Here is a 23,338-nt window from a genome sequence, read left to right as displayed (position 1 = left end):
GGTTTACGATTTGCGACTTGACCGGAGCGAATCACACGGGTGTAATTAGGCATCGGCCGCACCGCGGCGAGTGTCTACAGGTGGGAGAGCAAGATGACGGGTTACCGTTCCGGCGTTCCCGAGAATTGGTTCGTCGACCCGGTGAACCTCGGGGTCCCCGGTGTCCGCCGGCGCATCGACACCGATGAGGACACGGCGCTCGCGTGGCAGGCCGACGCCCTGTGCGCGCAGACCGATCCCGAGGCGTTCTTCCCGGAGAAGGGTGGATCCACGCGGGACGCGAAGCGGATCTGCACCTCCTGCGACGTCCGCGGGGAGTGCCTGGAGTACGCCCTGCAGAACGACGAGCGGTTCGGCATCTGGGGCGGCCTCAGCGAGCGCGAGCGCCGCAAGCTCAAGCGACACGCTTCCTGACGCGATCCGCGCCACCCCGTCCGTCCTCCCCGCGACGGTCGGTGCGCGACCTAGGCTGACCTGGTCATGCCCGCCCGAGTACACGCGATCCTCGTCGTCCGCCCCCACGGACGAGGCCCCACGGATCTCCACCTGAGCCGCACCCTGCGCGCGCTCGCCGCCCAGACGCGGCGCGTCGACGCGCTCACCGTCGTCCTGTGCGGCCCCGACGAGGCGCTCAAGAAGCTGGCCTCCGAATCCGGCGCCGAAGCCGTCATCGTCACGGGGCGTGCGACCGGATTCGCCGACGCGCTCCGGCTCGCCAGTCGGCGTGTGTCGGGAGACGCCGTCTGGTTGCTCGCGCAGGACACCGCTCCCGCCCCGGACGCGCTCGCGCGGCTCGCGGGTGCGCTGGAGACCGCGCCGTCCGTCGCCCTGGCGGCACCGAAACTGGTCTCGTGGGATGACTCGAGTCGCATCGTCTCCCTCGGCGTCACCGTGACGCGCACCGGCCGCACGGTGGGCCTGGCGGACGGGGAACTCGACCAAGGCCAGCACGACACCGGTGAAGACGTCCTCGGGTCGGACATCCGCGGCGTCCTCGTCCGTTCGCAGGTGTGGCGCGACCTCGGCGGAGTCGACCCGGGCCTCGCCGGTGCGGATGAAGGCCTCGATCTCGGCATCCGCGCCCGTTTGTCGGGGGGACGCGTCGCACTCGCTCCCACCGCACTCGTGGCTGTCGCGGGCGACGGTGTCGCCGGCGCGCCCGCGGGTCGCTCCGCGGGGGCTCGCGGGCGTCGCCAGTACGCCGAACGCAAGGCGCAGCTGCACCGCCGGATGGCGTACGCGCCGGCCCTCGCCGTTCCGTTCCACTGGCTGAGTCTTCTCCCGTTGGCGCTCTGGCGGACTCTCGGTCACCTGCTGGCGAAGAATCCGGGTCGCATCGGGCCGGAGTGGGTGGCGTCGTTCTCCGTCCTGTTCGGTCTCGCGTCCGTGGTGCGTGCGCGCCGCACCATCCGCCGGCACCGGTCGGCGGCGTGGTCCTCGCTCGCGTCCTTGCGGATCGGACGCCGCGACCTCCGCGAGCGCCTCGAAGACGAGGCGGACGCCGCGGCGGCACCGAGGGAAGACCTCCACTTCTTCAGCGGGGGAGGGGCATGGCTCGTCCTCGGCGCGCTCGCGACGTCGGTTCTGTCGTTCGGCGCACTTCTGGCCTGGCCGGTCCTCGGCGGCGGCGGACTCGCACCGCTGCGCAGCGGCGTCCTCGCGCTGTGGACGGATGCCGCCTACGGTCCGCGTGCGCTGGGGTGGGACACCGTGGGTCCCGCCGATCCGTTCGCCTCCGTCGTGGCCGTGATCGGCTCGCTGTCTCCCCTCGCCCCGTCCCGGGCCCTCGTCATCCTGTGGTTCCTCGCGCTGCCGCTCGCGGCGCTCGGCGGCTGGTTCGCCGCGACGCGCGTGACCGCGCGTCCCATCCTTCGCGCCGCCGCGGGATTCGCGTGGGCCGTCGCACCGATGTTCCTCGCCGCCCTCGTCGAGGGTCGGCCGGCCGCGGTCATCCTCCACCTCGCGCTCCCGTGGCTGGTCTACACGGCGCTCGCCGCGCGCCGCTCGTGGAGCAGCGCAGGATTGGCCTCGATCATCCTGGTGGTGGTCGTGGCGTGCGCGCCCTCCCTGGGACCCGCGCTGATCGTGCTCTGGCTCGTGGGGCTCGGACTGGCGATCGCCACCCGCCGTGGACGTGGAGCCGGTCGCATCGCGTGGCTCGTCGTGCCGTCCGTCGCCGTCTTCCTCCCCCTCTGCTGGTACCACCTGAGCGTGGGCGATGCGCTCGCCGTCTTCTCCGATCCCGGGCGTCCGCTCGCCGTCACGGGTGACCCGGACGGTCTGCTGCCCAAAGCGCTCTTCGCCTTCGGCTACCCGTCGACCGACGGGGTCGGATGGGCGCAGTTCCTCGGCGAGGACGGGCGCGCGTGGTGGGCCGCCGCGTTCACGGCTCCCGTCGTGGTCCTCGCGCTCCTCGGGCCCGTCCTCGGTCGCCTACTCCCGGCATCCGTCGCTCTGGTGGCGGGAGTCCTCGGCGTCGCGACCGCGGTCGCGGGGTCGGGTGTCGCTCTGACGGTCGGGATGTCCGGCTCCGTCCCGATCTGGCCCGGGAGCGGACTCTCGCTCGCGTGGGCCGGCCTCGTCCTCGCCGCCGTCGCAGGCCTCGACGGGCTGCGCCGCGTCGACGCCCTCGTTCCCGTGGCGGCGTCCGTGATCATCGCCTTCCTCGCCATCGGCGCGGTGCCCGCGCTGACCGCCGTCGTCCGAGGGGATGCCGCGCTCACCGACGGGCCGACGAGCACCCTGCCGGCGTACGTCCAGACCGCGGGCAGCGAGGGGGAGCGCGACGGCGAACAGACCGCGACGCTCGTCCTCACGGTGCAGCCGGATGCCGCCTACTCGGCGTCGGTGGTCTGGGGTGCCAGCGAAACCCTCGGCGGACAGACGACGCTGCAGTCCACACGCCCCGACCTGACCGCAGGCGACCGCGAGCTCGCCCACGTGACGGCCGACCTCGTCTCGACGGCCGGCGGCGATGTCGTGTCCACCCTCGCGAATCACGGGATCGCCTACGTGCTCCTCGAGCGGGCGCCCCGCGAGAGCGACCTCGCCCGAGCGGGCCGACTGGGTGCTCAGAACCTGCTGAACCAGCGGGCCGACCTCGTGAGCGTCGGCGAGACGGCCCGCGGCGTCCTGTGGAGCGTGGAGGGTGCCATCGCGGAGCGCACCGTCGACGACGCGTCAGGCCCCACGACGCTCCGGGTGGCACTCCTCCAACTCGGCGTGATCGTCATCGCGCTGCTGCTGGCGGTCCCGACTCGGGCGAGCCTGCGCGCGGGACGACGTCACCCGCGCATCATCGGTGAGCGCGATGCGCTCGCTGCGGAGAGGAGCAGCTCGTGACGACCGCCCGCCGGATCCGTCGGGGCGTCGGGGGCGTGGTCAGCGTCCTCGTCGTCGTCGGCACCCTCTTCCTCGTGACCACGCCGCTGCCCGAGGTCGACCGGTCCACGCTGTCGCTCACGACCCGTCCCGAAGCGGCGACATCGCTGCTGTCCTGCACGGGACCGCTGTTCGCCGCGGGCCGGAACACCGATGATGCCGCCGCCGTCCAGGTCGCCGCGTCGCAGAGCGTCGTCGCGGGAACCGCTGCGGGGGATGCCGCGCCTGCGCAGGGTGAGGTCGCTTCGGCGGTGGCCGACGGTCCGCCGGCCCTGTCGTTCTCCGCGGTTCCCGTCGAAAGGGTGCGAACGGACCTCGCTGCGGCAGGATCGTCGCGCGTGAACGCCGACGACCTGGCCGGTTTCGGCGCGTCGGCGTGCACGCCGCCCGCCATGGAGACGTGGCTCTCCGCCGGCAGCGGTCTCACGGGCGCCGCCGACCTGGTGGTCATCGCCAATCCCGGGGACGTCGCTGCGCGCGTCGATCTCACCGTCTTCGCGTCCGGCGGTCGGACGGCACCCGAGGCGGGCGCAGGCATTCTGATTCCGCCGCAGCAGCAGCGGATCGTCCCGCTCGCGTCCCTCGCGCTCGGCGAGACCAGCCCGGTCGTCCTCGTCTCGGCCACGCAGGCCCCTGTCCAGGCGGTGCTGCAATCGAGCCTCACCCGCACTCTCGTGCCGGTCGGCGTGGACGAGGGGGGTGCGACGGGCCTGCCGCGCACGCAGCAGACGATCCCCGCCTTCAGCGTCGTCGGCGAACGCGATGAGCCCACCGACACCGCCGTCCGCGTGCTGGCGCCCTCCGACGACACCACGGTGTCGGTGTCGGTGACGCCCGTCGGCGGGCGAACGGCAGCGGCGTCGTTCAACGATCTCGCGGTGACCGCGGGTGTCCCGCTCGAGATCGACATGGAGAGGCTGCCCCCGGGACGGTACCGCGTGGACATCGACGCCGGGGCTCCCGTCGTCGCCTCGGCCCACGCCTCGACCGGGGCGGATGCCGGATCCGATTTCGCCTGGTACGGCACGGCCGACGACATCCGGGTCCCCTCGCTCCTCGCCGTCGCGCAGGGACCGCAGCCGCAGCTCGCGATCGTCAACCCGGGAGCGCAGGAAGTCGCGGCGGTCCTCACCGGCGCCGCTGGCGCCGGTGAGCCGAGCGAGGTCCGGATTCCGGCGGGCGGATCGGCGTCGGTCGACCTGCGCGCGGGCGAGCTCTACCGGCTGGATCCGGCCGGCGGCACCCTCCGCGCGAGCGTCACGTTCTCCGCGCCCGATGCGATCGCCGGCTATCCCGTCCTCCCCGCGGACGCGGCCGCCGCGCCCGTCGTGGTGCGGCCTCGCTGACGCCCGCCGGAGCAGGGTCCGTCGCGGTCAGAACCGGAAACGGTCGGGACCCAGGTCCCACGGGTCGCGGTCGAGGTACTCGGCTGCGGCGCGGAAGACGCAGCTCTCGATCATCATGCGGCGGTGCAGATCGTCGTTGCGGTGCAGTCGCGCGAGCCGTTCGATCGGCAGGCGGAAGAGGATGATCCGCTTCTGCTCGCCCTGGACCTGCCAGCGGGGGATGCCGTCGTCATCGGATGCGTCCGGCATCCACCCGATGTCGAAGCGGACCTCCCGGAGTTCGGGCCAGGCGCTCCGGAGGAATTCGACGGCCGTCGTGACGGTCAGGTCGAACTTCTCGGCGCGGGTCTCGATGGCGGGGAGTGGCGGGCGGACGACGGAGCTGCGGTCCAGACGGCCGTGTCGACCGTGCCGATCGGGGCGGGCGGTTGTGCGCGCACGTCGCCTCACGGGTCCACCTTGCTGCGCATGACGCCATCCTAGGCGTCGGCGGGCCGCCGGGTGCCGTCCTGCCAGACAGTGATGCCGCCGGCGATGAGAGCGAGGGCCGCAGAGAAGGCGTCGTCGGCGGGGTGCTCGAAGGACGCGGGGGTGACAGACGCCTCGGGCGCGGCCGCACCCCAGGCATCCGCTGATCGGCGCTGCTGCTCGTGGAACGTGATCCCGACGACGTAGTGGGTGATCGCGTCGGCGACCACGTCGGCGGTGGCGGACTCCTCCCAGCCGGAGAGCGCCTCGTGCAGGGGGGATGCCACGAGCCCGAGCGCCAGCGAACTCGAGACGACCTCGGCGCCGTCCCGGTGGGCGAGGAGCCGATCGTGCAGGCGGTGGCCGAGGGTGACGGCCGCCTCCGCGAGGTCGTCCGGATCCGACGAACGAAGGGTGACCGGGGCCAGGATGCGCGCGCTCACCGCCGCCAACAGCTCCTGCTTGCTGGCCACGTGCCAGTAGAGCGCGCTCGGCTGGACGCCGAGCTCGTCGGCGAGCCGCCGCATGGAGAGGTCGGGCAGGCCGACCCGATCGAGGAGGTCGACCGCCGCGTCGACGACGTCCTCTCGTGTCCTTCGCGCGGGACGGGGCGACCGGTTTGAGTCCGGGGGAGTCATGGGGCTACCCTACCTGAACAGTGTTCACGTGAACGCCGTTCAGGAGGATGAGATGACCCACCCACGCCCGACTCCGCGTCTGGACACGACCGACCTCGCGCGCGCGGCGGTCTTCGCCGGCGTCATCGCCGTCCTCGGACTACCCGGCTCGTTCTCGGTCTTCGGCGGCGTGCCCATCACCGCGCAGACGTTGGGGGTCATGCTGGCCGGTGCCATCCTCGGGCCGCTGGTCGGCGCGGTGTCCGTCGCCACCCTGCTGGCGCTCGTCGCCCTGGGCTTGCCCCTGCTCGCCGGCGGGCGCGGCGGAGCAGCCGTTTTCGTCGGGCCGACCTCGGGTTACCTGATCGGTTGGCTCGTCGGCGTCGTGATCATCGGGCTGATCGTGCACGCCGGTGAGCGTCGACCGGTGTGGTGGCGTACCTTCCTCGGGGTTTTCCTCGGCGGAGTCGTGGCCGTGTACGCCTGCGGCATCCCGCTCCAGAGCGTCATCATGCGGATCGGCGTCGATCAAGCCGCCCTCGCCAATCTCGCGTTCGTGCCCGCTGACCTCGCGAAGGCGATCATCGCGACCGTCGTCGTCGGCGCTCTGGTCCGCGGCTACCCGCGTGCGTTCCGGCGCACCTGGGCGCCGCGTGCGACCGCTCCGCGTGAGGCGGCGCCGGTCCGGTGACGAGCGCCGTCCGACTCGCCGGTGTCTCGGTTCGGCTGGCTGGCACCGACGTCCTCCACGATGTCGACCTCGCGCTCGATGCGCGGACCGTCGCCGTCGTCGGCGACAACGGCTCGGGCAAGTCGACGCTGGCCCGCCTCATCGGCGGGCTCGTGCGGCCGACGCGGGGACGTGTCGAGGTCTTCGGTCTCGACACGGTGACGGATGCCGCGGCGCTCCGCTCCCGCACCGCGATCGTCTTCAGCAATCCCGATGCGCAGATCGTCATGCCCACCGTCGCCGAGGACGTCGCCTTCTCCCTCCGTGCGGACCGGCTGCCCCGGCCGGAACGCGACGCGCGTGTCGCGGCCGCCCTCGAGCGGTTCGCCCTCGCGGAGCTCGCCGATCGCCCCGCCTACGAGCTGTCCGGTGGTCAGAAGCAGCTCCTCGCCCTGTGCGGCGCGTTCGTCCGGCATCCGGACCTCGTGATCGCCGACGAACCGACGGCGTTCCTCGACGGTCGGAACGCCCGTATCGTCGCGGGGCACCTGCTCGCCGACGGCGGGCATCGCCTGGTCGTCGTGACGCACGACCTCGACCTCGCGGCGCGCTGTGACGTCGCCGTCCGGGTGCACGAGGGGCGCATCGCCCAGGTGGGCGTCGCGGACGAGGTCGTCGCGGGCTACGCCGCGAGCTGGCGATGCTGAGCCTGTATCGTCCCGGCTCCGGTCCCTGGCACCGGATGCCGCCGGGGCCGAAGGCGCTGCTCCTCCTGCTCCTTGCGCTCGGCGTCTCGCTCCTGCCGTCGGCGTGGCCGTCCGCGGCCGTCGCGGTCGGCGTCTGCGTCGTCTGCTACGTCGTCCCCGGAGTGGGCATGGGTGAGCTCGGACGTCAGGTGTGGGCGCTCCGCTGGCTCGTCGTGGTGGCCTTCGGCATCCCGTGCATCTTCCTCGGTGTCGAGGCGGCGACGGTCGGCACCGTCCGCATCGTGGCCGCCGTCGCCCTCGCCGGGCTCCTCGCCCTGACGACTCCGGTCGCCGCGCTCCTCGACGTGGTGGAGCGGGCGCTGGGACCGCTCCGGATCGTCGGTGTGGATGCATCCCGCGTCGCGCTCCTGCTCGTCGTCGCGCTCGGAACGGTGCCGACGCTGGCCCGTCTCGCTCGCGAAGTGCGCGATGCGCAGCGCGCGCGGGGGGCCCGCGGCATCCGAGTGTTCGTGGTTCCCTTCCTCGTGCTCGCGCTGCGTCACGCAGACGACCTCGGGGACGCGTTGACGGCCCGCGGGGTGCGTTGAGACCGGCGCGGCCTCCCCGCGTCGTGGGGGCGCGCGGATAGCGTGGACCCGATGCTCGAGAGACTCTGCTCCAAGGTGGGCTGCGCCCGTGAGGCCGTGACGACCCTGACCTACGACTACGGCGACCAGATGGCCGTCCTCGGCCCGCTGGGCGCCGGCAACGACCCCCACGCGCACGATCTGTGCGCCATCCACACCGGCAGGATGTCGGTTCCCAAGGGGTGGGTCGTCGTCCGTCACGAGACGCTCCGCGTCTGACCCTGCGTGGGAGGATGGGCGCGTGCCCACTCCCGTGAAGACCATCGAACACGTCGTCGCCGACCTTTCGCTCGCGGAGGCCGGTCGTCATCAGATCCGCCTCGCCGAGAACGAGATGCCCGGACTCATGGCGCTCCGAGAGGAGTTCGGCGCCAGCCGTCCGCTCGCCGGCGCGCGGATCGCCGGGTCGCTGCACATGACGGTGCAGACCGCCGTCCTCATCGAGACGCTCGTCGTCCTCGGGGCGCAGGTCCGATGGGCCAGTTGCAACATCTTCTCCACGCAGGACGAAGCCGCCGCAGCCGTCGTCGTGGGGCCGAGCGGTACCGTCGCCGAGCCTGCCGGCGTGCCGGTGTTCGCTTTCAAGGGGGAGACGCTCGAGCAGTACTGGGAGCTCGCCGACCGGATCTTCGACTGGTCCGACGAGGGCTTCGACGGCCCGAACCTGATCCTCGACGACGGCGGCGACGCGACCCTGCTCGTTCACAAGGGCGTCGAATTCGAGGCCGCCGGTGCGGTGCCGGATGCCGCGCACACGGACTCGGCGGAGTACCGCATCGTCCTCGAGACGCTCCGGAGCAGCCTCGCGCGCGACCCGCAGCGGTTCACCCGTCTGGCGGCGGGGCTGCTCGGCGTCACCGAGGAGACGACCACCGGGGTCCACCGTCTCTACGAGCTGCACGCGGACGGGAAGCTCCTGTTCCCCGGCATCAACGTGAACGACTCGGTCACGAAGTCGAAGTTCGACAACAAGTACGGCATCCGACACTCCCTCCCCGACGGCATCAACCGCGCCACCGACGTCCTCATCGGCGGCAAGGTCGCCTTCGTCGTCGGGTACGGGGACGTCGGCAAGGGAGCCGCCGAGGCCCTGCGCGGCCAGGGTGCCCGCGTCATCGTGGGCGAGGTCGACCCGATCTGCGCCCTGCAGGCGGCGATGGACGGCTACCAGGTCACCCGTCTGGAGGATGTCGCGGACCAGGTCGACATCCTCATCACCGGGACGGGCAACACCCGTGTCGTCACGGTGGATCACCTCCTCGCGCTCAAGCACCTCGCCATCGTCGGCAACGTCGGTCACTTCGACGATGAGATCGACATGGCGGCGCTCGAGGCGCTGCCCGGTGTCGAGAAGGTCGAGATCAAGCCCCAGGTCCACGAGTACCGTCTGCCGACGGGGCGCAGCATCCTCGTCCTGTCGGAGGGGCGCCTCCTCAACCTCGGCAACGCGACCGGTCACCCGTCGTTCGTCATGAGCGCCTCGTTCACGAACCAGGTGCTCGCGCAGATCGAGTTGTTCACGAGGATCGACGAGTACCCGACGGGCGTGTACGTGCTGCCCAAGGCACTCGACGAGAAAGTCGCGCGCCTGCACCTGCCCGCCCTCGGCGTGCAGCTGACGCAGCTGACGCAGGAGCAGGCGTCGTACATCGGCGTGCCCGTCGAGGGACCCTACAAGCTCGATCACTACCGGTACTGACGCCGACACGCCCGGCGCAGGTCTCTTTTGATCGGATCAAAAGAAGGCGTAGGCTGAGTCCATGACCGATCTCACCCTGGACCCCGCCGGCGCCCTGCGCGACGCGGGTCTACGGGTGACCGAGTCCCGGCTGGCGGTGTTCGCCGCGCTCGCCGCCCACCCGCACGCGAGCGCGGACGCCGTCTTCGCCGAGGTCGCGGGGGCATTGCCGAAGGCGAGCCGCCAGTCGGTCTACAACGCGCTGAACGACTTCGCGGACGCCGCGATCGTCCGCCGCATCGAGCCGGCCGGTCAGCCCATGCTGTTCGAGCTCCGTGTCGACGACAACCACCACCACCTCGTGTGCACCTCCTGCGGCCGCGTCCAGGACGTCGACTGCGCCGTGGGCGCGGCACCTTGCCTGCACCCCGCCGACGACCACGGCTTCCGGATCGCCGCGGCCGAGGTGACCTATTGGGGTCTCTGCGGCGACTGCGCCGTCGAGGCCGCCGCCTGACCTCCCACCGCCCACCACTCATCCACCCGAACGGAAGGATCACCATGAGCGACCGTGACCCCCAGGCCGAGCCCATCGGCGCCGAGGCGACCGACGTCGACCACGCCGTCACCCCCATCGACACCCCGGTCGACGAGCGCGGCGACGGCGAGACGCGGCCGCGGGAGAACACCGCCGACGCCTGCCCCGTCATCCACGCGGCGCCCGGCGCCGACCGCGCGAACCACGGCGGCCAGCCGCATCCCACCGTCGGCACCGCCAACCAGGTGTGGTGGCCGAACCAGCTGAACCTCCGCATCCTCAAGAAGAACCCGGCCGTCGGCAACCCCGTCGGCGAGGACTTCGACTACAAGGCCGCCTTCGAGAGCCTCGACCTCGCCGCCGTGAAGGCCGACATCGCGGCCGTCCTCACCACGTCGCAGGACTGGTGGCCCGCCGACTTCGGCAACTACGGCCCCCTCATGATCCGGATGGCCTGGCACTCGGCCGGCACCTACCGCGCGACCGACGGTCGCGGCGGCGGCGGCACCGGCCAGCAGCGTTTCGCGCCGCTGAACAGCTGGCCCGACAACGTCAACCTCGACAAGGCGCGGCGCCTCCTCTGGCCCGTCAAGAAGACCTACGGCCAGGCGCTCTCGTGGGGCGACCTCATGATCCTCGCCGGCAACGTCGCGCTCGAGACCATGGGCTTCGAGACCTTCGGCTTCGGCGGCGGACGCCCCGACGTCTGGGAGCCGGACGACGACGTGTACTGGGGCCCCGAGACCACGTGGCTCGCCGACGAGCGCTACAGCGGCGACCGCAACCTCGAGAAGCCCCTCGCGGCGGTCCAGATGGGCCTCATCTACGTCAACCCCGAGGGCCCCAACGGCGAGCCCGACCCGCTGAAGTCGGCCCGCGACATCCGCGAGACCTTCGGCCGCATGGGCATGGACGACGAGGAGACCGTCGCCCTCATCGCCGGTGGTCACACCTTCGGCAAGACGCACGGTGCGGCGCCCGACACGAACGTGGACGACAACCCCGAGGCCGCCGGTCTCGAGCAGCAGGGCCTCGGCTGGAAGAACAGCCACGGCACCGGCAAGGGCGACGACACGATCACTTCGGGCCTCGAGGTCACGTGGACCTACCACCCGACCCGGTGGGACAACGAGTTCTTCCACATCCTCTACGCCTACGACTGGGAGCTCATGCGCAGCCCCGGCGGCGGACACCAGTGGCGTCCCACCAACGGCGCCGGTGCAGACATGGTCCCGCTCGCTCACTCCGACGGCCGCCGCGAGCCGCGCATGCTCACGAGCGACCTCGCGCTGCGGATGGACCCGGCCTACGACGCCGTGTCGCGCCGCTTCAAGGACGACCCGGTCGCCTTCGGCGACGCGTTCGCCCGCGCGTGGTTCAAGCTCACGCACCGCGACATGGGTCCCGTCGCGCGCTACCTCGGCCCCGAGGTGCCGCAGGAGGAGCTCATCTGGCAGGACCCGGTGCCCGCCGTCGACCACGAGCTGATCGACGACGCGGATGCCGCTCTGCTCAAGGAGCGCATCCTCGCCACCGGCCTGACGGTGTCGCAGCTGGTCTCGACGACCTGGGCCGCGGCATCCACCTTCCGCGGCAGCGACAAGCGCGGCGGCGTCAACGGCGCCCGCATCCGCCTCGCGCCGCAGAAGGACTGGGAGGTCAACAACCCCGAGCAGCTGCAGACGGTCCTCGCCGCGCTCGAGGACGTGAAGGCCGCCTTCGACGCCGAGCAGCAGGGACGCACCACGGTCTCGCTCGCCGACCTCATCGTGCTCGCGGGCAACGCGGGCGTCGAGAAGGCGGCGAAGGATGCCGGTGTCGAGGTCTCCGTGCCGTTCCACCCGGGCCGCACCGACGCCTCGCAGGAGCAGACCGACGAGCTGTCGTTCGGGTACCTCGAACCGGTCGCCGACGGCTTCCGCAACTACTACGGACCGAACGCGTTCCTCCCGGCGGAGCACCACCTCATCGACAAGGCGAACCTGCTGACCCTCAGCGCGCCCGAGATGACGGTGCTCGTGGGCGGCCTGCGCTCCCTCGGCGCGAACTGGGACGGCTCGTCGCACGGCGTGTTCACCGGCCGGCCGGGTGCGCTCACGAACGACGTGTTCGTGAACCTGCTCGACCTCGGGTCGACGTGGACACCCCTCGACCCGGGCTCGCACGCCTTCCGCGGCGTCGCCTCCGACGGTTCGCAGATCGGTGTGGGCACCCGTGCCGACCTCGTGTTCAGTTCGAACTCGGAGCTGCGGGCGATCGCCGAGGTCTACGCCTCGGACGACGCCGCCGAGAAGTTCGTCCGCGATTTCGTGGCTGCCTGGACGAAGGTGACCGAGCTCGACCGGTTCGACCTGCACGCCTGACCGGCACCGCCATCACGACGCACGGCCCCTCCTTCGCGGGAGGGGCCGTGCGTCGTCCGGGCGGGAGCGGTCACCTGTCGGTTACTGTGGACTCACCCGTGGCGGAGCACCGGCATCCGCCAACCCCGAAGGACGACATCGGCTCTATGACATCGCGCATCCTGGTTGTCGACGACGACACCGCTCTCGCAGAGATGATCGGCATCGTGCTGCGCACGGAAGGCTTCGACGTGGCCTTCTGCGCCGACGGTGCGGCCGCCGTCGACGCGTGGCGTGAAGAGCGTCCCGACCTGATCCTGCTCGACCTGATGCTGCCCGGCATGGACGGCATCGAGGTGTGCACCCGGGTGCGTGCCGAGTCCGGCATCCCGATCATCATGCTCACGGCCCGCACCGATACCGCCGACGTCGTCCGGGGCCTCGAATCGGGCGCCGACGACTACATCGTCAAGCCCTTCAACCCGAAGGAGCTCGTCGCCCGCATCCGCACCCGGTTGCGGCCGACCGCCGACGCGCAGACCGAGAACCTGCGGATCGGCGACCTGACGGTCGACGTCGCCGCGCACGAGGTCCGTCGGGCGGAGGGGGTCATCGCGCTCACTCCGCTGGAATTCGAGCTCCTCGTCGCACTCGCCTCGAAGCCCCAGCAGGTCTTCACCCGCGAGATGCTCCTCGAGCAGGTCTGGGGCTATCACTACAAGGCCGACACGCGGCTCGTGAACGTCCACGTGCAGCGGCTGCGCGCGAAGGTGGAGCGCGACCCCGACAACCCGCAGATCGTGACGACCGTGCGCGGCGTGGGCTACCGCGCCGGCGCCGCCGTGTGACCGGCCGGAGGATCCTCCCGTGTCGGTGACGGCTCGCACCGGTACGCACACCGTCGTCCCGGTCTGGCGCGATTGGCGGTCCTGGCAGCGACGCATCCGGTTCCTGTGGCGACGGTCCCTGCGCTTCCGGACGCTGGTCGTCACGCTGACCCTCACCGCGCTGACGATCGTCGTGGCGCTCGTCTGGATGTCGCTCGCGATCCTCACGGACCTGTACGAATCCCGCGCCGAGCAGGTGCAGGATGCCGCGCAGCGCGCCACGCAGGCCGCGCAGAGCACGTTCGACGCGGCCGTCGTCGACAGCGACCAGGTTGCGCTCCAGGTCCTCATGGACGAGGTGAGGCGGGAGATCCTGTCGCGCCAGGCGGGGACCACGATGCTCGCGGTGTTCCGCATCGACGACGAGCCGTCGGCGATCGCCCCGCAGAACTTCGAGGCCGGCGGACTCGAGGAGTCGATGATCCGCCCGGAGCTCCGCGAAAGCGTGCGGCTGTCGGCGGACCGGCAGTGGTGGCAGTCCATCGGGCTGCCCGAGGCCGATGGCGGCGAGACCCCCGGCATCATCGTCGGTCAGCAGCTGATCGTGCCCGAGGCCGGTGCCTACGAGGTCTACTTCGCCTACGACCTGGGGTCGGAGGCGCAGACGCTGCAGTTCGTGCAGGTGACCCTCTGGGTGGTCGGCGCAGCCCTCCTCGTCCTCATCGGCGGGATCTCGCTGTTCGTCCTGAGGTCGGTGACGGTGCCCATCGCCCAGGCGGCCGAGACGAGCGCCAAGCTCGCCGCCGGCGATCTGGCCGTGCGCCTCCCCGTCCGAGGCGAGGACGAGTTCGCGACCCTGGGCCGGTCCTTCAACGCGATGGCCGACAGCATCGAGGGGCAGATCAAGGAGCTCGCGGAGCTGTCCCTCGTGCAGCAGCGTTTCGTCTCGGATGTCTCGCACGAGCTCCGCACACCTCTCACGACGATCCGCCTCGCGGCCGACATGATCAACGACCAGCGCGAGGAGTTCGACCCCTCGACCGCGCGCGCCGCTGAGCTGCTGCATGCGCAGGTGCAGCGGTTCGAGGTGCTCCTCGGCGACCTGCTCGAGATCAGCCGTTACGACGCGGGCTCGGTTCAGCTGGAGCTCGAGGCGACGAGCCTCGCCCACCTGGCCGAGGACACGATCGAGTCGATGGCCCAGCTCGCGGAGCAGCATGGCAGTGACGTACGGCTGGTGGCCCCCGGCGGCTACTCGCCGGTGGAGATGGATCCTCGCCGCATCCGCCGTATCGTCCGGAACCTGCTCGGCAACGCGATCGAACACGGCGAGGGCCGTCCGATCGTCGTGACCGTCGACAGCGATCAGCGCGCCGTCGCTCTGGGGGTCCGGGACTTCGGCCTGGGCATGAGCGACGCGGACACCGAGCGGGTGTTCGACCGGTTCTGGCGCGCGGACCCGTCGCGGCGTCGGACGATCGGCGGCACGGGCCTCGGGCTCTCGTTCTCCCTCGGAGACGCGCGCTTGCACGGCGGTACCCTCGAGGTCTGGTCGGAGCTCGGCGGCGGAAGCCACTTCGTGCTGACCCTTCCCCGCAGGCCGGGGGAGCACCTCACCGGGGGATCGCCCATCGAGCTCGACCCGCGAGACGACGCTGCGCTCGGGGAACTCGGGCTCACCCAGCCGATCACCCTGCCGCAGCGGGAGGAGAGACCATGACCGTCCGTCGCGCCGTCAGTACGGTGATCGCGCTCGCCCTCGCCCTCATCCTGACGGCCTGCGCGGGTCTGCCCACCGGCGGATCCGTCCACGTCGGCAAGGCGATCGACGAGGTCGAGGGACCGCCGGACTTCTCCTACGTCCCCAACAGCCCCGTGAGGGATGCCACCCCGCAGCAGATCGTCGAGGGGTTCATCGCCGCCGGTTCCGGGCCGCGCGGCAACTGGAAGGTGGCGCAGGAGTTCCTCACGACCACCTTCCGTCAGAAGTGGCAGCCGCAGGCGGGTGTCACCGTCTACGCGCCCGGTGAGAGCTCGATCTCGTCGCCCGCCGAGAACGAGCTCGTGTTCAGCGTCGAACCCGTTGCGACCGTCGACGCGACCGGTTCCTACCGGCCGGCCGACCCCGGCCGCATCCCCTTCACCTTCTCCCTCGTGCAGGAACGCGGTCAGTGGCGCATCGCACAGGCGCCCGACGGCATCGTCCTCGACGCCAACCGATTCGGCTCGGTCTTCCAGAGCTACGACCTCTCCTACTTCGACCGGGGGTGGCGGACCCTCATCCCGGATGTGCGGTGGTTCCCCTCGACCAACCCCGCCACGCGGATCACCGCGGCCCTCGTCTCGGGGTCGCCGAGTCCCTGGATGGCGGAATCGGTCCGGTCGGCGTTCACGGGCGAGGTGACGCTCACCCAACCCTCCGTTCCGGTGCAGTCCGGCATCGCGCAGATCTCCTTCGATCCGTCGATCCGCGATCTCAACCGCGAAACCCTGGCGCGCATGAAGACCCAGCTCGAGGCGAGCCTCGCCGGGGCGGGCATCCTCGATGTGCAGATGCTCGTCGGCGACGAGCCCCTCGACGTCACGGCGCGCACCACGAGGTCGACGGCGGTCGATGCGCGCCCGCTCGTCCTCCGGGACGGCGCATTCGGCTTCCTCTCCGGAAACGACGTCGAGGAGGTGCCGGGGCTCGGCGACGCGTTGGACGAGGCGGATCCCGAGTCGGTGGAGACGGACGCCGCGCGTACGACGGCGGCGGTCCGCACCGGGAGCGGCGCGATCCTCCGCGTGTCCTCCGACGGGCAGCGGACCGAGGTGGACACCCGCGCGGGGATGACGGCGCCGACGGTCGACACGTTCGGGTACATCTGGACGGTGCCGGAGGACCAGCCCGGTGAGGTCGTCGCCTACGCCCCGGACGGTACCGCGCGGAAGATCCCGGCCGGGTGGGTCGGCGCGACGGAGGTCGCGGCGATGCGGGTCTCCCGCGACGGCGCCCGCGTGGCCGCGCTGGTGCGGTCCGGCGGACAGTGGGCCGTCTGGGTGGCGGGGATCATCCGCGACGAGAGCGGTTCCGTCCCCACCTCCCTCGGGCAACCGCTCCCGGTGGCGACCCTCGGCGGCAGGGGGGTCGACCTGTCGTGGATCGACGGGGCGACCATCGCCGTCGTGTACGTCGACGGGCAGCAGCGGGTCGTCCGCGAGCAGACGGTCGGCGGCCAGGGGACCGAGGTCCGCGGCCCCGACGGCGTCGTCGCGGTCGCGGGCGGCAACCAGAGCGGCAGCGTCTTCCTGCTGACCGACGACGGCAGCCTCTACGCGCAGCGCGGCTCCTGGCAGATCCTCGCGTCGGACGTCAGCGTTCTGGCGGATCAGCAGGGACTGCCCGGCTGATCCTCCTCCCCAGGAGAGCTCCTGCCGCGTCCATCCGCAACGCGCCACGGCCCCCGCCGCGACCGGTCGTCGGAGGGCACGGTGGGAGGATGCCGCACCCCACGGAACCCCGCGCCCCGTCACGCGTGCGCCGCGCGGTCGCAGAAGCCCTCGCCGTCGTGTTCCCCGTCGTGTGCGCGGGGTGCGACCTGAACGACGTCGATCTGTGCGAACGCTGCGTCGCGGAGCTTCGCCCCGATCCTCGTGCCCGGCGTCTTGCCGGTGGGCTGGAGGTGCGCAGCGCCCTGGTCTTCGACGCCGTGGCGGCCCGCGTCATCCGTGCGTTCAAGGAGGAGGGGCGGACTGCGCTCGCCGCGCCGCTCGGCAGGGCGCTCCGCGAGGCCTGGCCGTCCGGGTGGGACGCCGTTCCCGTGCCGATCCCCGCGAGCCGCTCGTCGATGAGGCGCCGAGGGTATGCACCCGTCGTCCTCGCGTGCCGGCGCGCGGGCTGGCGACCGTTCGCGCTGCTGCGTGTCGTGCGCCCGACCGCCGACCAGCGCCTCCTCGGCCGCCGGGAGCGCGCCGCGAATCTCGCCGGCGTGATGAGGGTGCGGCCACGTGCGGCGGCGAGACTCGCCGGACGGTGCGTCGTCCTCGTCGACGACGTGGTCACGACGGGAGCCACTCTGGCCGAGGCCGCGCGAGCGCTGGCCGAGGCGGGAGTCCATGTCACGGGCGCCGTCGCGATCGCCTCTACGCCGCTGCGCGGATCCTCGCGCGGCTGAGGGCGGATCCATCGTGATCTGGTCGTGACATAGCGCGGAGACGGCACTACGGTGGGGGGACACAAGGCGAACCGAGGTCCGCCCTTGACCGGGTGGACCGGAACAAGGAGGTCACGATGGAGATCAGTATCGTCGGCGTGGGAGTGAGCGTCAGCGACCGATTCCGCTCCGTTGTCGAGGAGAAGTCCGCCCGCATCGAGCACCTCGCCCCCCGGGCGCAGCGGCTCGACATCAAGGTCACGCACCGCGCCTATCACAACGGGGGCCGCGAGGATGAGACCGTCGAGGTCACCCTCACGGGCAAGGGACCCGTCGTGCGCGCAGAGGCGGTGGACGGCGACAAGTTCGCCGCTCTCGATCTCGCCATGACCAAGCTCGGCGAGCAGATCCGCCGGGCGAAGGAGAAGCGCGTGGACCTCCGCAACCACCCCCGCGGCGCGAAGCTCGAGAAGGGCACCGGGACGCTCCAGGGCATCGACGTGCAGCCCGCCTCGGTCGACGTCATCCGCGCTGTGGCGACGGGTGAAGTGCCGATCATCACGGGAGCCGAGGACGAAGAGGACTACACGCCCGTCGTCATCCGCACCAAGCGGTTCGACCCAGAATGGATGACGGTGGAAGACGCTGTGGACCGCATGGAACTGGTCGGCCACGACTTCTTCCTCTTCATCGACGCCCGCACCGACCAGCCGAGCGTCGTGTACCGGCGCAAGGGCTGGGACTACGGTGTCATCTCCCTGACCACCACGGCCGCACCGGCGGAGCTCGCCTCCTGACCTGACACGACCTGAGAAGAGAGGGTGGATGCCGCGCGGCATCCACCCTCTCTTCGTCTGATTTCTGTGTTCAGCCTGTCCGGAGAGCCTCGAGCACCCCGTCGCTGAACGGGGGCCAGACCTCGGCGGCCCACGGGCCGAAGGGGCGGTCCGTCAGCGCGACGAGCGCGGCACCCGCTCGAGGATCCACCCACAGGAACGTGCCGGACTGGCCGAAGTGTCCGAAGGTCTCGGGGGAGTTGTGCGCGCCCGTCCAGTGCGGACTCTTCGTTCCACGGATCTCCAGTCCGAGGCCCCAGTCGTTCTCGGGCTGCTGGCCGAAACCCGGGAGGACGCCGCGGCGCCCGGGGAACGACACCCCGGTCGCGCGCTCGAGCGTCGCGGGGTCCAGCAGACGCGGCTGCTGCAGCTCCGCGGCGAATCGCGCCAGGTCGGCGGTCGTGGACGATCCGCCTGCCGCAGCCGAGTCGCCGATCGACGTGTGGGCCATTCCGAGTGGCGCGAAGACCGCCTCCTGGGCGTAGGCGTCGAAGGCGATCCCGGTCTCGGACTCCAGCAGATCCGCGAGGACCTCGAAGCCCGTGTTGGAGTACAGGCGGCGTTCCCCCGGAGCCGCGCGGAGGGTCGTCGACGAGAAGTCGTACCCGGCGGTGTGCGCCAGGAGGTGCTCGACGGTCGCTCCCGGCGGGCCGGCGGGTTGATCGAGAGAGAGTGCGCCCTCCTCGACGGCGACGAGAGCGGCGTAGGCGCTGAGGAGTTTGGTCACCGAGGCGAGCCGGTACACCCGGTCCTGATCGCCGGCGGATGCCGCGGTCCGCCCGTCGGCGGTGACGACCGCGACCGATGCGTGCGGGACATCCCATCCCTGTGAGACCGCGACGGCGTCGTCGAGCGCCGTCATCAGTCGAACATGCCGTCGAGGAGCCCGCCGATCACGAGACCGCCGAGCAGACCGCCGGCCAGGCTTCCGCCGCCCATGCCCCCGCCCATGCCGCGGCCGCCGTAGCCGCCTCCGTTGCCCCAGTCGTTCGGGCGCGACGAGTCGATGTCGCGCTGGGCGAGATCGAGTGCCTCGGCGGCGAGCTGGCCGGCGCGACGGGCGAGGCCCATCGCCTCCTCGCGGTCGTCCTCGGGGATCGGCCCGGCGAAGCGCATGAGGTCGTTCCGAATGCGCTCGGCCTCGGCGAGGCGGGTGCGGGCGTCCGCGCCGATCCAGCCGCGGTGGCCCGAGATGACGCTGCGGGCGACGCCGATCTGGCGGTCGGCGTCGTCGATCGCGTGCCGGACGTGCGCCTCGGACGGGACGGGACGCTCCGCGCGGGCACGGGCCTTGGCGACCGCCGCGTCGAGGGCGGCGTTCGCGGTGCGGAGCCGGTTGAGCTCGGTGAAGGGGTCGGGCTTGCTCCCCGCGGGGGTGAGCGCGCCGAGCGCCGACTCGAGTTCCGTGGCCGCGGCCGCGACGTCGGGGGTCGCGCGGAGCGGCTGCGCGACGATCAGGTCCTCGCGCGAGTCGTCGACGATCGCCGCGAGGGTGGACTCGGCGCGGAGGGCTTCGATCTCGAAGGTGTCGACCGCTTCGACGAGGGTGCCCGCGCGCCGGGACGCCTCGATCGCCGTCTCGAGGGCGAGGTTCGCCTGCTCGCGCTGGCCGGCGTCGCGGCGGCGCTCCGACACCTCGGAACTGTGCTCGGCGAAATCGAGCAGCTGGGCGGCTTCGGCCGCGTTCCCGAGCACGGTCCGCATCGCGGCATCCGAGTACCGCGTCGACAGGCGCTCGAGACTCGCGTTCAACGCGGGGAGCCGCTCCCGCATGCGAGCGACGTCGCTGCGGATGCCGGCGATGATCTCGGGAGCGCGGCGGGCACGGGCGATGGATTCGGCCAGCGTCTCGGTACGGTCGTCCAGCAGGTCCTCGGCCCATTCGCACAGCTGCACGATCCGGGCGTTGCGCGTGCGCAGCTCCTCGGGGGTGTCGGGGATCTCGTCGTGGTTGAGCTGATGCAGCTGGAACGCCTCGCCGAGGTGCTGGCGGACGGCCGCCAGCGCGTCGCGCAGGTCCTTGGTAGCGTCGCGCCCGAGTTCGATCTCGGCGTACGCCAGCTCGTCGTCCGTCACCCGGATGCGCTCGTCGGCTGCGACGAGGGCAGCCCCGGCCTTCCGACTGAGTTCGGCATCCTGTGCCTCGATCTCCGCGTCTTCGCGCTTGCGCCTGCCCCAGAAACCCGCCATGCGCCCGATCTTACGGGCCGACGGATGCCGACGGTCCGTCACCTGCCGGGGGATGCCGGCGTCTCCAGCAACCTCGTAGGTCACGGGCGGATAACATGGCGATGTATGTCTGCGCGTCCTGCGCACCGGCATCCCGACATCGCGCGTCGGAATGCTGAATCGACAGATGGAGAACCTCCGTGGCGAACCCCCTCGAGAAACTGCTTCGTGCCGGTGAAGGCCGCGTCCTGCGCAGGCTGCAGCAGGTCGTGAAGGCCGTGTCGGCGCTCGAAGAGGACTACGCGCACCTCACCGACGAGGAGCTGCGCGGCGAGACGGCCGAGCTCCGCGCACGTCACGAGGCGGGCGAGTCGCTCGACAAGCTGATGCCCGAGGCGTTCGCCGCCGTCCGCGAGGCCGCGAGCCGCACCCTCGGTCAGCGTCCCTACGACGTCCAGGTCATGGGTGGCGCCGCCCTCCACCTCGGCAACATCGCCGAGATGAAGACCGGTGAGGGCAAGACCCTCACCGCGGCCCTGCCGGCATACCTCAACGCCATCGCCGGCAAGGGCGTCCACGTCATCACGGTCAACGACTTCCTCGCCTCGTACCAGTCAGAACTCATGGGCCGTGTCTTCCGTGCACTCGGCATGACGACCGGCACGGTCGTCTCGGGGCAGAACCCCGAGGTTCGGCGCCAGCAGTACGAGGCCGACATCACCTACGGCACGAACAACGAGTTCGGATTCGACTACCTCCGCGACAACATGGCGTGGCGGAGCGAGGACCTCGTCCAGCGCGGCCACTTCTACTGCATCGTCGACGAGGTCGACTCGATCCTCATCGACGAGGCCCGCACCCCGCTCATCATCTCCGGTCCGTCCTCGGGTGAGGCGAACCGCTGGTTCACCGAGTTCGCGAAGATCGCCCGCACCCTCGAGCCCGGAGTCGACTTCGAGGTCGACGAGAAGAAGCGCACGATCGGTGTCCTGGAGCCCGGCATCGAGAAGGTCGAGGACTACCTCGGCATCGACAACCTCTACGAGTCGGCCAACACCCCGCTCATCTCGTTCCTCAACAACTCCATCAAGGCGCTCGCCCTGTTCAAGCGCGACACGGACTACGTCGTCATGAACGGCGAGGTCATGATCGTCGACGAGCACACCGGTCGCATCCTGGTCGGTCGTCGCTACAACGAGGGCATCCACCAGGCCATCGAGGCGAAGGAGGGCGTCGCCGTCAAGGCCGAGAACCAGACCCTCGCAACCGTCACGCTGCAGAACTACTTCCGCCTCTACGAGAAGCTCGCCGGCATGACCGGTACCGCCGAGACCGAGGCGGCCGAGTTCATGTCGACCTACAAGCTCGGCGTGGTTCCCATCCCCACCAACAAGCCGATGATCCGCAAGGACCAGTCCGACCTCGTCTACAAGAACGAGCAGGCGAAGTTCGCGCAGGTGGTCGAGGACATCGCGGAGCGCCATGAGTCCGGACAGCCGGTGCTGGTGGGAACGGTGAGCGTCGAGAAGAGCGAATACCTGTCGCGCCTGCTCGCGAAGAAGGGCATCAAGCACGAGGTCCTCAACGCGAAGAACCACGCGCGCGAGGCCGAGATCGTCGCCCGCGCGGGCCGTTATGCCGCCGTCACCGTCGCGACCAACATGGCCGGTCGTGGAACCGACATCATGCTCGGCGGCAACGCCGAGTTCCTCGCCGTGTCGGAGATGAAGGCCAAGGGGCTGGACCCGGTCGAGACCCCCGACGAGTATGAAGCCGCGTGGGAAGAGGTCTACGCGGGCGTCAAGGAGAAGGTCCAGGAGGAGGCCGATCGCGTCGTCGAGGCAGGCGGGCTCTACGTCCTCGGTACCGAGCGTCACGAGTCGCGTCGCATCGACAACCAGCTGCGCGGTCGCTCCGGCCGTCAGGGCGACCCCGGCGAGAGTCGGTTCTACCTGTCGCTGACGGACGACCTGATGAGGCTGTTCCAGTCGGGCGCTGCCGAGGCGATCCTCGCCCGCACCAACTTCCCCGACGACGTGGCGATCGAGTCGACGATGGTCTCACGGGCCATCAAGAGCGCTCAGTCGCAGGTCGAGGCCCGTAACGCCGAGATCCGCAAGAACGTCCTCAAATACGACGACGTCCTCAACCGCCAGCGCGAGGCGATCTACGCGGACCGTCGCCAGATGCTCGAGGGCGACGACCTCTCGTCGCGCGTCGAGCACTTCATCGAGGACGCCATCGCCGCCATCATCGACGAACACACCGGCTCGGGTCACAACGAGAGCTGGGACTTCGACGCCATGTGGACCGAGCTGAAGACGCTCTACCCCGTGGGCGTGACGATCGACGAGGTCGTCGCCGAGAGCGGCAACAAGGGCAAGGTGACGCCGGAGCTGCTCAAGCGCGAGCTGCTCTCGGACGCGAAGATCGCCTACCGCTCCCGCGAGGAGACGCTCGGCGAGCCGGCCATGCGCGAGCTCGAGCGCCGCGTCGTGCTGCAGGTGCTCGACCGCCGCTGGCGCGATCACCTCTACGAGATGGACTACCTGAAGGACGGCATCGGCCTGCGGGCCATGGCTCAGCGCGACCCGCTCATCGAGTACCAGCGCGAGGGGTACCAGATGTTCCAGTCGATGATGGCGCAGATCAAGGAGGAGTCGGTCGGCTTCCTCTTCAACCTCGAGGTCGAGGTGCGTCAGACCGAGGGCGGCGACATCGAGGCCAAGGGGCTGGACTCGCCCGACATCGACGCGCAGAAGCTTCAGTACACCGCGCCCAACGACGCGGGTGAGGTCGAGGTGCGGAACGAGCGCGGTCAGGTGCAGCAGGCCGCCACCAGCAAGGCGCGTCAGCGCGAGGCCGAGCAGGAGGCGCCCGCCGAGGCACCTCGCGGAGCCTTCGGTCAGCAGGTCGACGCCGCGTCCGAGCCCGCAGATGCGGGCAACCGCGCGCAGCGCCGGGCGGCCGGCAAGAAGAAGTGACGGCGAGCCGGCG

General features: G+C 71.0%; 20 protein-coding genes. 16 read left to right on the top strand and 4 right to left on the bottom strand.

Annotated features, from left to right (window positions below):
- Nucleotides 1-93 precede the first annotated feature (93 nt).
- The 3 genes from BLP38_RS08370 (at nt 94) to BLP38_RS08360 (ending at nt 4,727) form a co-directional block, all read left to right on the top strand.
- Nucleotides 94-414, top strand: a complete 321-nt coding sequence (locus BLP38_RS08370; RefSeq protein ID WP_083199396.1) for a WhiB family transcriptional regulator — start codon at nt 94-96, stop codon at nt 412-414.
- 66 nt (nt 415-480) lie between these two features.
- Entirely contained in the window at nt 481-3,342 is a 2,862-nt protein-coding gene (locus tag BLP38_RS08365; RefSeq protein ID WP_091355865.1) for a glycosyltransferase, read from the top strand.
- The gene (locus BLP38_RS08360; RefSeq protein WP_091355861.1) at nt 3,339-4,727 is read left to right on the top strand and encodes a DUF5719 family protein; all 1,389 of its coding nucleotides are present in this window, start codon (nt 3,339-3,341) and stop codon (nt 4,725-4,727) included. Before BLP38_RS08365 ends, BLP38_RS08360 begins: the two co-directional genes overlap by 4 nt.
- Nucleotides 4,728-4,754: 27 nt before the next feature.
- On the opposite strand, the gene BLP38_RS08355 is transcribed toward BLP38_RS08360, so the two are convergent.
- Entirely contained in the window at nt 4,755-5,177 is a 423-nt protein-coding gene (locus BLP38_RS08355; protein ID WP_172824683.1) for a metallopeptidase family protein, read from the bottom strand.
- A gap of 29 nt (nt 5,178-5,206) precedes the next feature.
- The gene (locus BLP38_RS08350) at nt 5,207-5,833 is read right to left on the bottom strand and encodes a TetR family transcriptional regulator (RefSeq protein ID WP_091355858.1); all 627 of its coding nucleotides are present in this window, start codon (nt 5,831-5,833) and stop codon (nt 5,207-5,209) included.
- A 52-nt stretch (nt 5,834-5,885) separates the two neighbouring features.
- On the opposite strand from BLP38_RS08350, the gene BLP38_RS08345 reads away from it, so the two are divergent.
- The 12 genes from BLP38_RS08345 (at nt 5,886) to hpf (ending at nt 18,133) form a co-directional block, all read left to right on the top strand.
- Nucleotides 5,886-6,503 carry a biotin transporter BioY gene (locus BLP38_RS08345; protein WP_091359696.1) on the top strand — a complete coding sequence of 206 codons (618 nt, stop codon included), beginning with the start codon at nt 5,886-5,888 and terminating at the stop codon, nt 6,501-6,503.
- The gene (locus BLP38_RS08340; RefSeq protein WP_091355854.1) at nt 6,500-7,189 is read left to right on the top strand and encodes an energy-coupling factor ABC transporter ATP-binding protein; all 690 of its coding nucleotides are present in this window, start codon (nt 6,500-6,502) and stop codon (nt 7,187-7,189) included. The genes BLP38_RS08345 and BLP38_RS08340 overlap by 4 nt, the downstream gene beginning before the upstream one ends.
- On the top strand, nt 7,183-7,776 hold the full coding sequence (locus BLP38_RS08335; protein WP_091355850.1) for an energy-coupling factor transporter transmembrane component T: 594 nt from the start codon (nt 7,183-7,185) through the stop codon (nt 7,774-7,776). The genes BLP38_RS08340 and BLP38_RS08335 overlap by 7 nt, the downstream gene beginning before the upstream one ends.
- A gap of 51 nt (nt 7,777-7,827) precedes the next feature.
- On the top strand, nt 7,828-8,034 hold the full coding sequence (locus BLP38_RS08330; protein ID WP_036313226.1) for a DUF3499 family protein: 207 nt from the start codon (nt 7,828-7,830) through the stop codon (nt 8,032-8,034).
- Between the two features lie 22 nt (nt 8,035-8,056).
- On the top strand, nt 8,057-9,514 hold the full coding sequence (gene ahcY, locus BLP38_RS08325; protein WP_091355846.1) for an adenosylhomocysteinase: 1,458 nt from the start codon (nt 8,057-8,059) through the stop codon (nt 9,512-9,514).
- A gap of 61 nt (nt 9,515-9,575) precedes the next feature.
- The gene (locus BLP38_RS08320; RefSeq protein ID WP_091355842.1) at nt 9,576-10,010 is read left to right on the top strand and encodes a Fur family transcriptional regulator; all 435 of its coding nucleotides are present in this window, start codon (nt 9,576-9,578) and stop codon (nt 10,008-10,010) included.
- A 44-nt stretch (nt 10,011-10,054) separates the two neighbouring features.
- Nucleotides 10,055-12,394 carry a catalase/peroxidase HPI gene (gene katG, locus BLP38_RS08315; RefSeq protein ID WP_091355838.1) on the top strand — a complete coding sequence of 780 codons (2,340 nt, stop codon included), beginning with the start codon at nt 10,055-10,057 and terminating at the stop codon, nt 12,392-12,394.
- Between the two features lie 146 nt (nt 12,395-12,540).
- Nucleotides 12,541-13,221: an MtrAB system response regulator MtrA gene (mtrA, locus tag BLP38_RS08310; RefSeq protein WP_091355834.1), complete on the top strand. Its 681-nt coding sequence runs from the start codon at nt 12,541-12,543 to the stop codon at nt 13,219-13,221.
- Between the two features lie 19 nt (nt 13,222-13,240).
- Nucleotides 13,241-14,920: an MtrAB system histidine kinase MtrB gene (gene mtrB, locus BLP38_RS08305; protein ID WP_091355830.1), complete on the top strand. Its 1,680-nt coding sequence runs from the start codon at nt 13,241-13,243 to the stop codon at nt 14,918-14,920.
- Entirely contained in the window at nt 14,917-16,593 is a 1,677-nt protein-coding gene (locus BLP38_RS08300; RefSeq protein WP_091355826.1) for an LpqB family beta-propeller domain-containing protein, read from the top strand. Before mtrB ends, BLP38_RS08300 begins: the two co-directional genes overlap by 4 nt.
- A gap of 89 nt (nt 16,594-16,682) precedes the next feature.
- Complete coding sequence (locus BLP38_RS08295) at nt 16,683-17,357, top strand: ComF family protein (RefSeq protein ID WP_091355823.1); 675 nt, start codon at nt 16,683-16,685, stop codon at nt 17,355-17,357.
- Nucleotides 17,358-17,473: 116 nt separating this feature from the next.
- Nucleotides 17,474-18,133, top strand: coding sequence for a ribosome hibernation-promoting factor, HPF/YfiA family (gene hpf / locus BLP38_RS08290; protein ID WP_172824682.1), 660 nt, complete (start codon nt 17,474-17,476; stop codon nt 18,131-18,133).
- 70 nt (nt 18,134-18,203) lie between these two features.
- On the opposite strand, the gene BLP38_RS08285 is transcribed toward hpf, so the two are convergent.
- Nucleotides 18,204-19,034 carry a serine hydrolase domain-containing protein gene (locus BLP38_RS08285; RefSeq protein ID WP_091355816.1) on the bottom strand — a complete coding sequence of 277 codons (831 nt, stop codon included), beginning with the start codon at nt 19,032-19,034 and terminating at the stop codon, nt 18,204-18,206.
- Complete coding sequence (locus BLP38_RS08280; protein ID WP_091355813.1) at nt 19,034-20,362, bottom strand: hypothetical protein; 1,329 nt, start codon at nt 20,360-20,362, stop codon at nt 19,034-19,036. Before BLP38_RS08280 ends, BLP38_RS08285 begins: the two co-directional genes overlap by 1 nt.
- A gap of 179 nt (nt 20,363-20,541) precedes the next feature.
- On the opposite strand from BLP38_RS08280, the gene secA reads away from it, so the two are divergent.
- Entirely contained in the window at nt 20,542-23,325 is a 2,784-nt protein-coding gene (secA, locus tag BLP38_RS08275) for a preprotein translocase subunit SecA (protein ID WP_091355811.1), read from the top strand.
- The last annotated feature ends 13 nt before the right edge of the window (nt 23,326-23,338 follow it).

It is taken from the genome of Microbacterium sp. LKL04 (genome assembly GCF_900102005.1).
GTDB lineage: Bacteria > Actinomycetota > Actinomycetes > Actinomycetales > Microbacteriaceae > Microbacterium.
The sequence above is the reverse complement of the archived record's forward strand: the minus strand, read 5'-3'. Positions and strand labels throughout refer to the sequence as shown.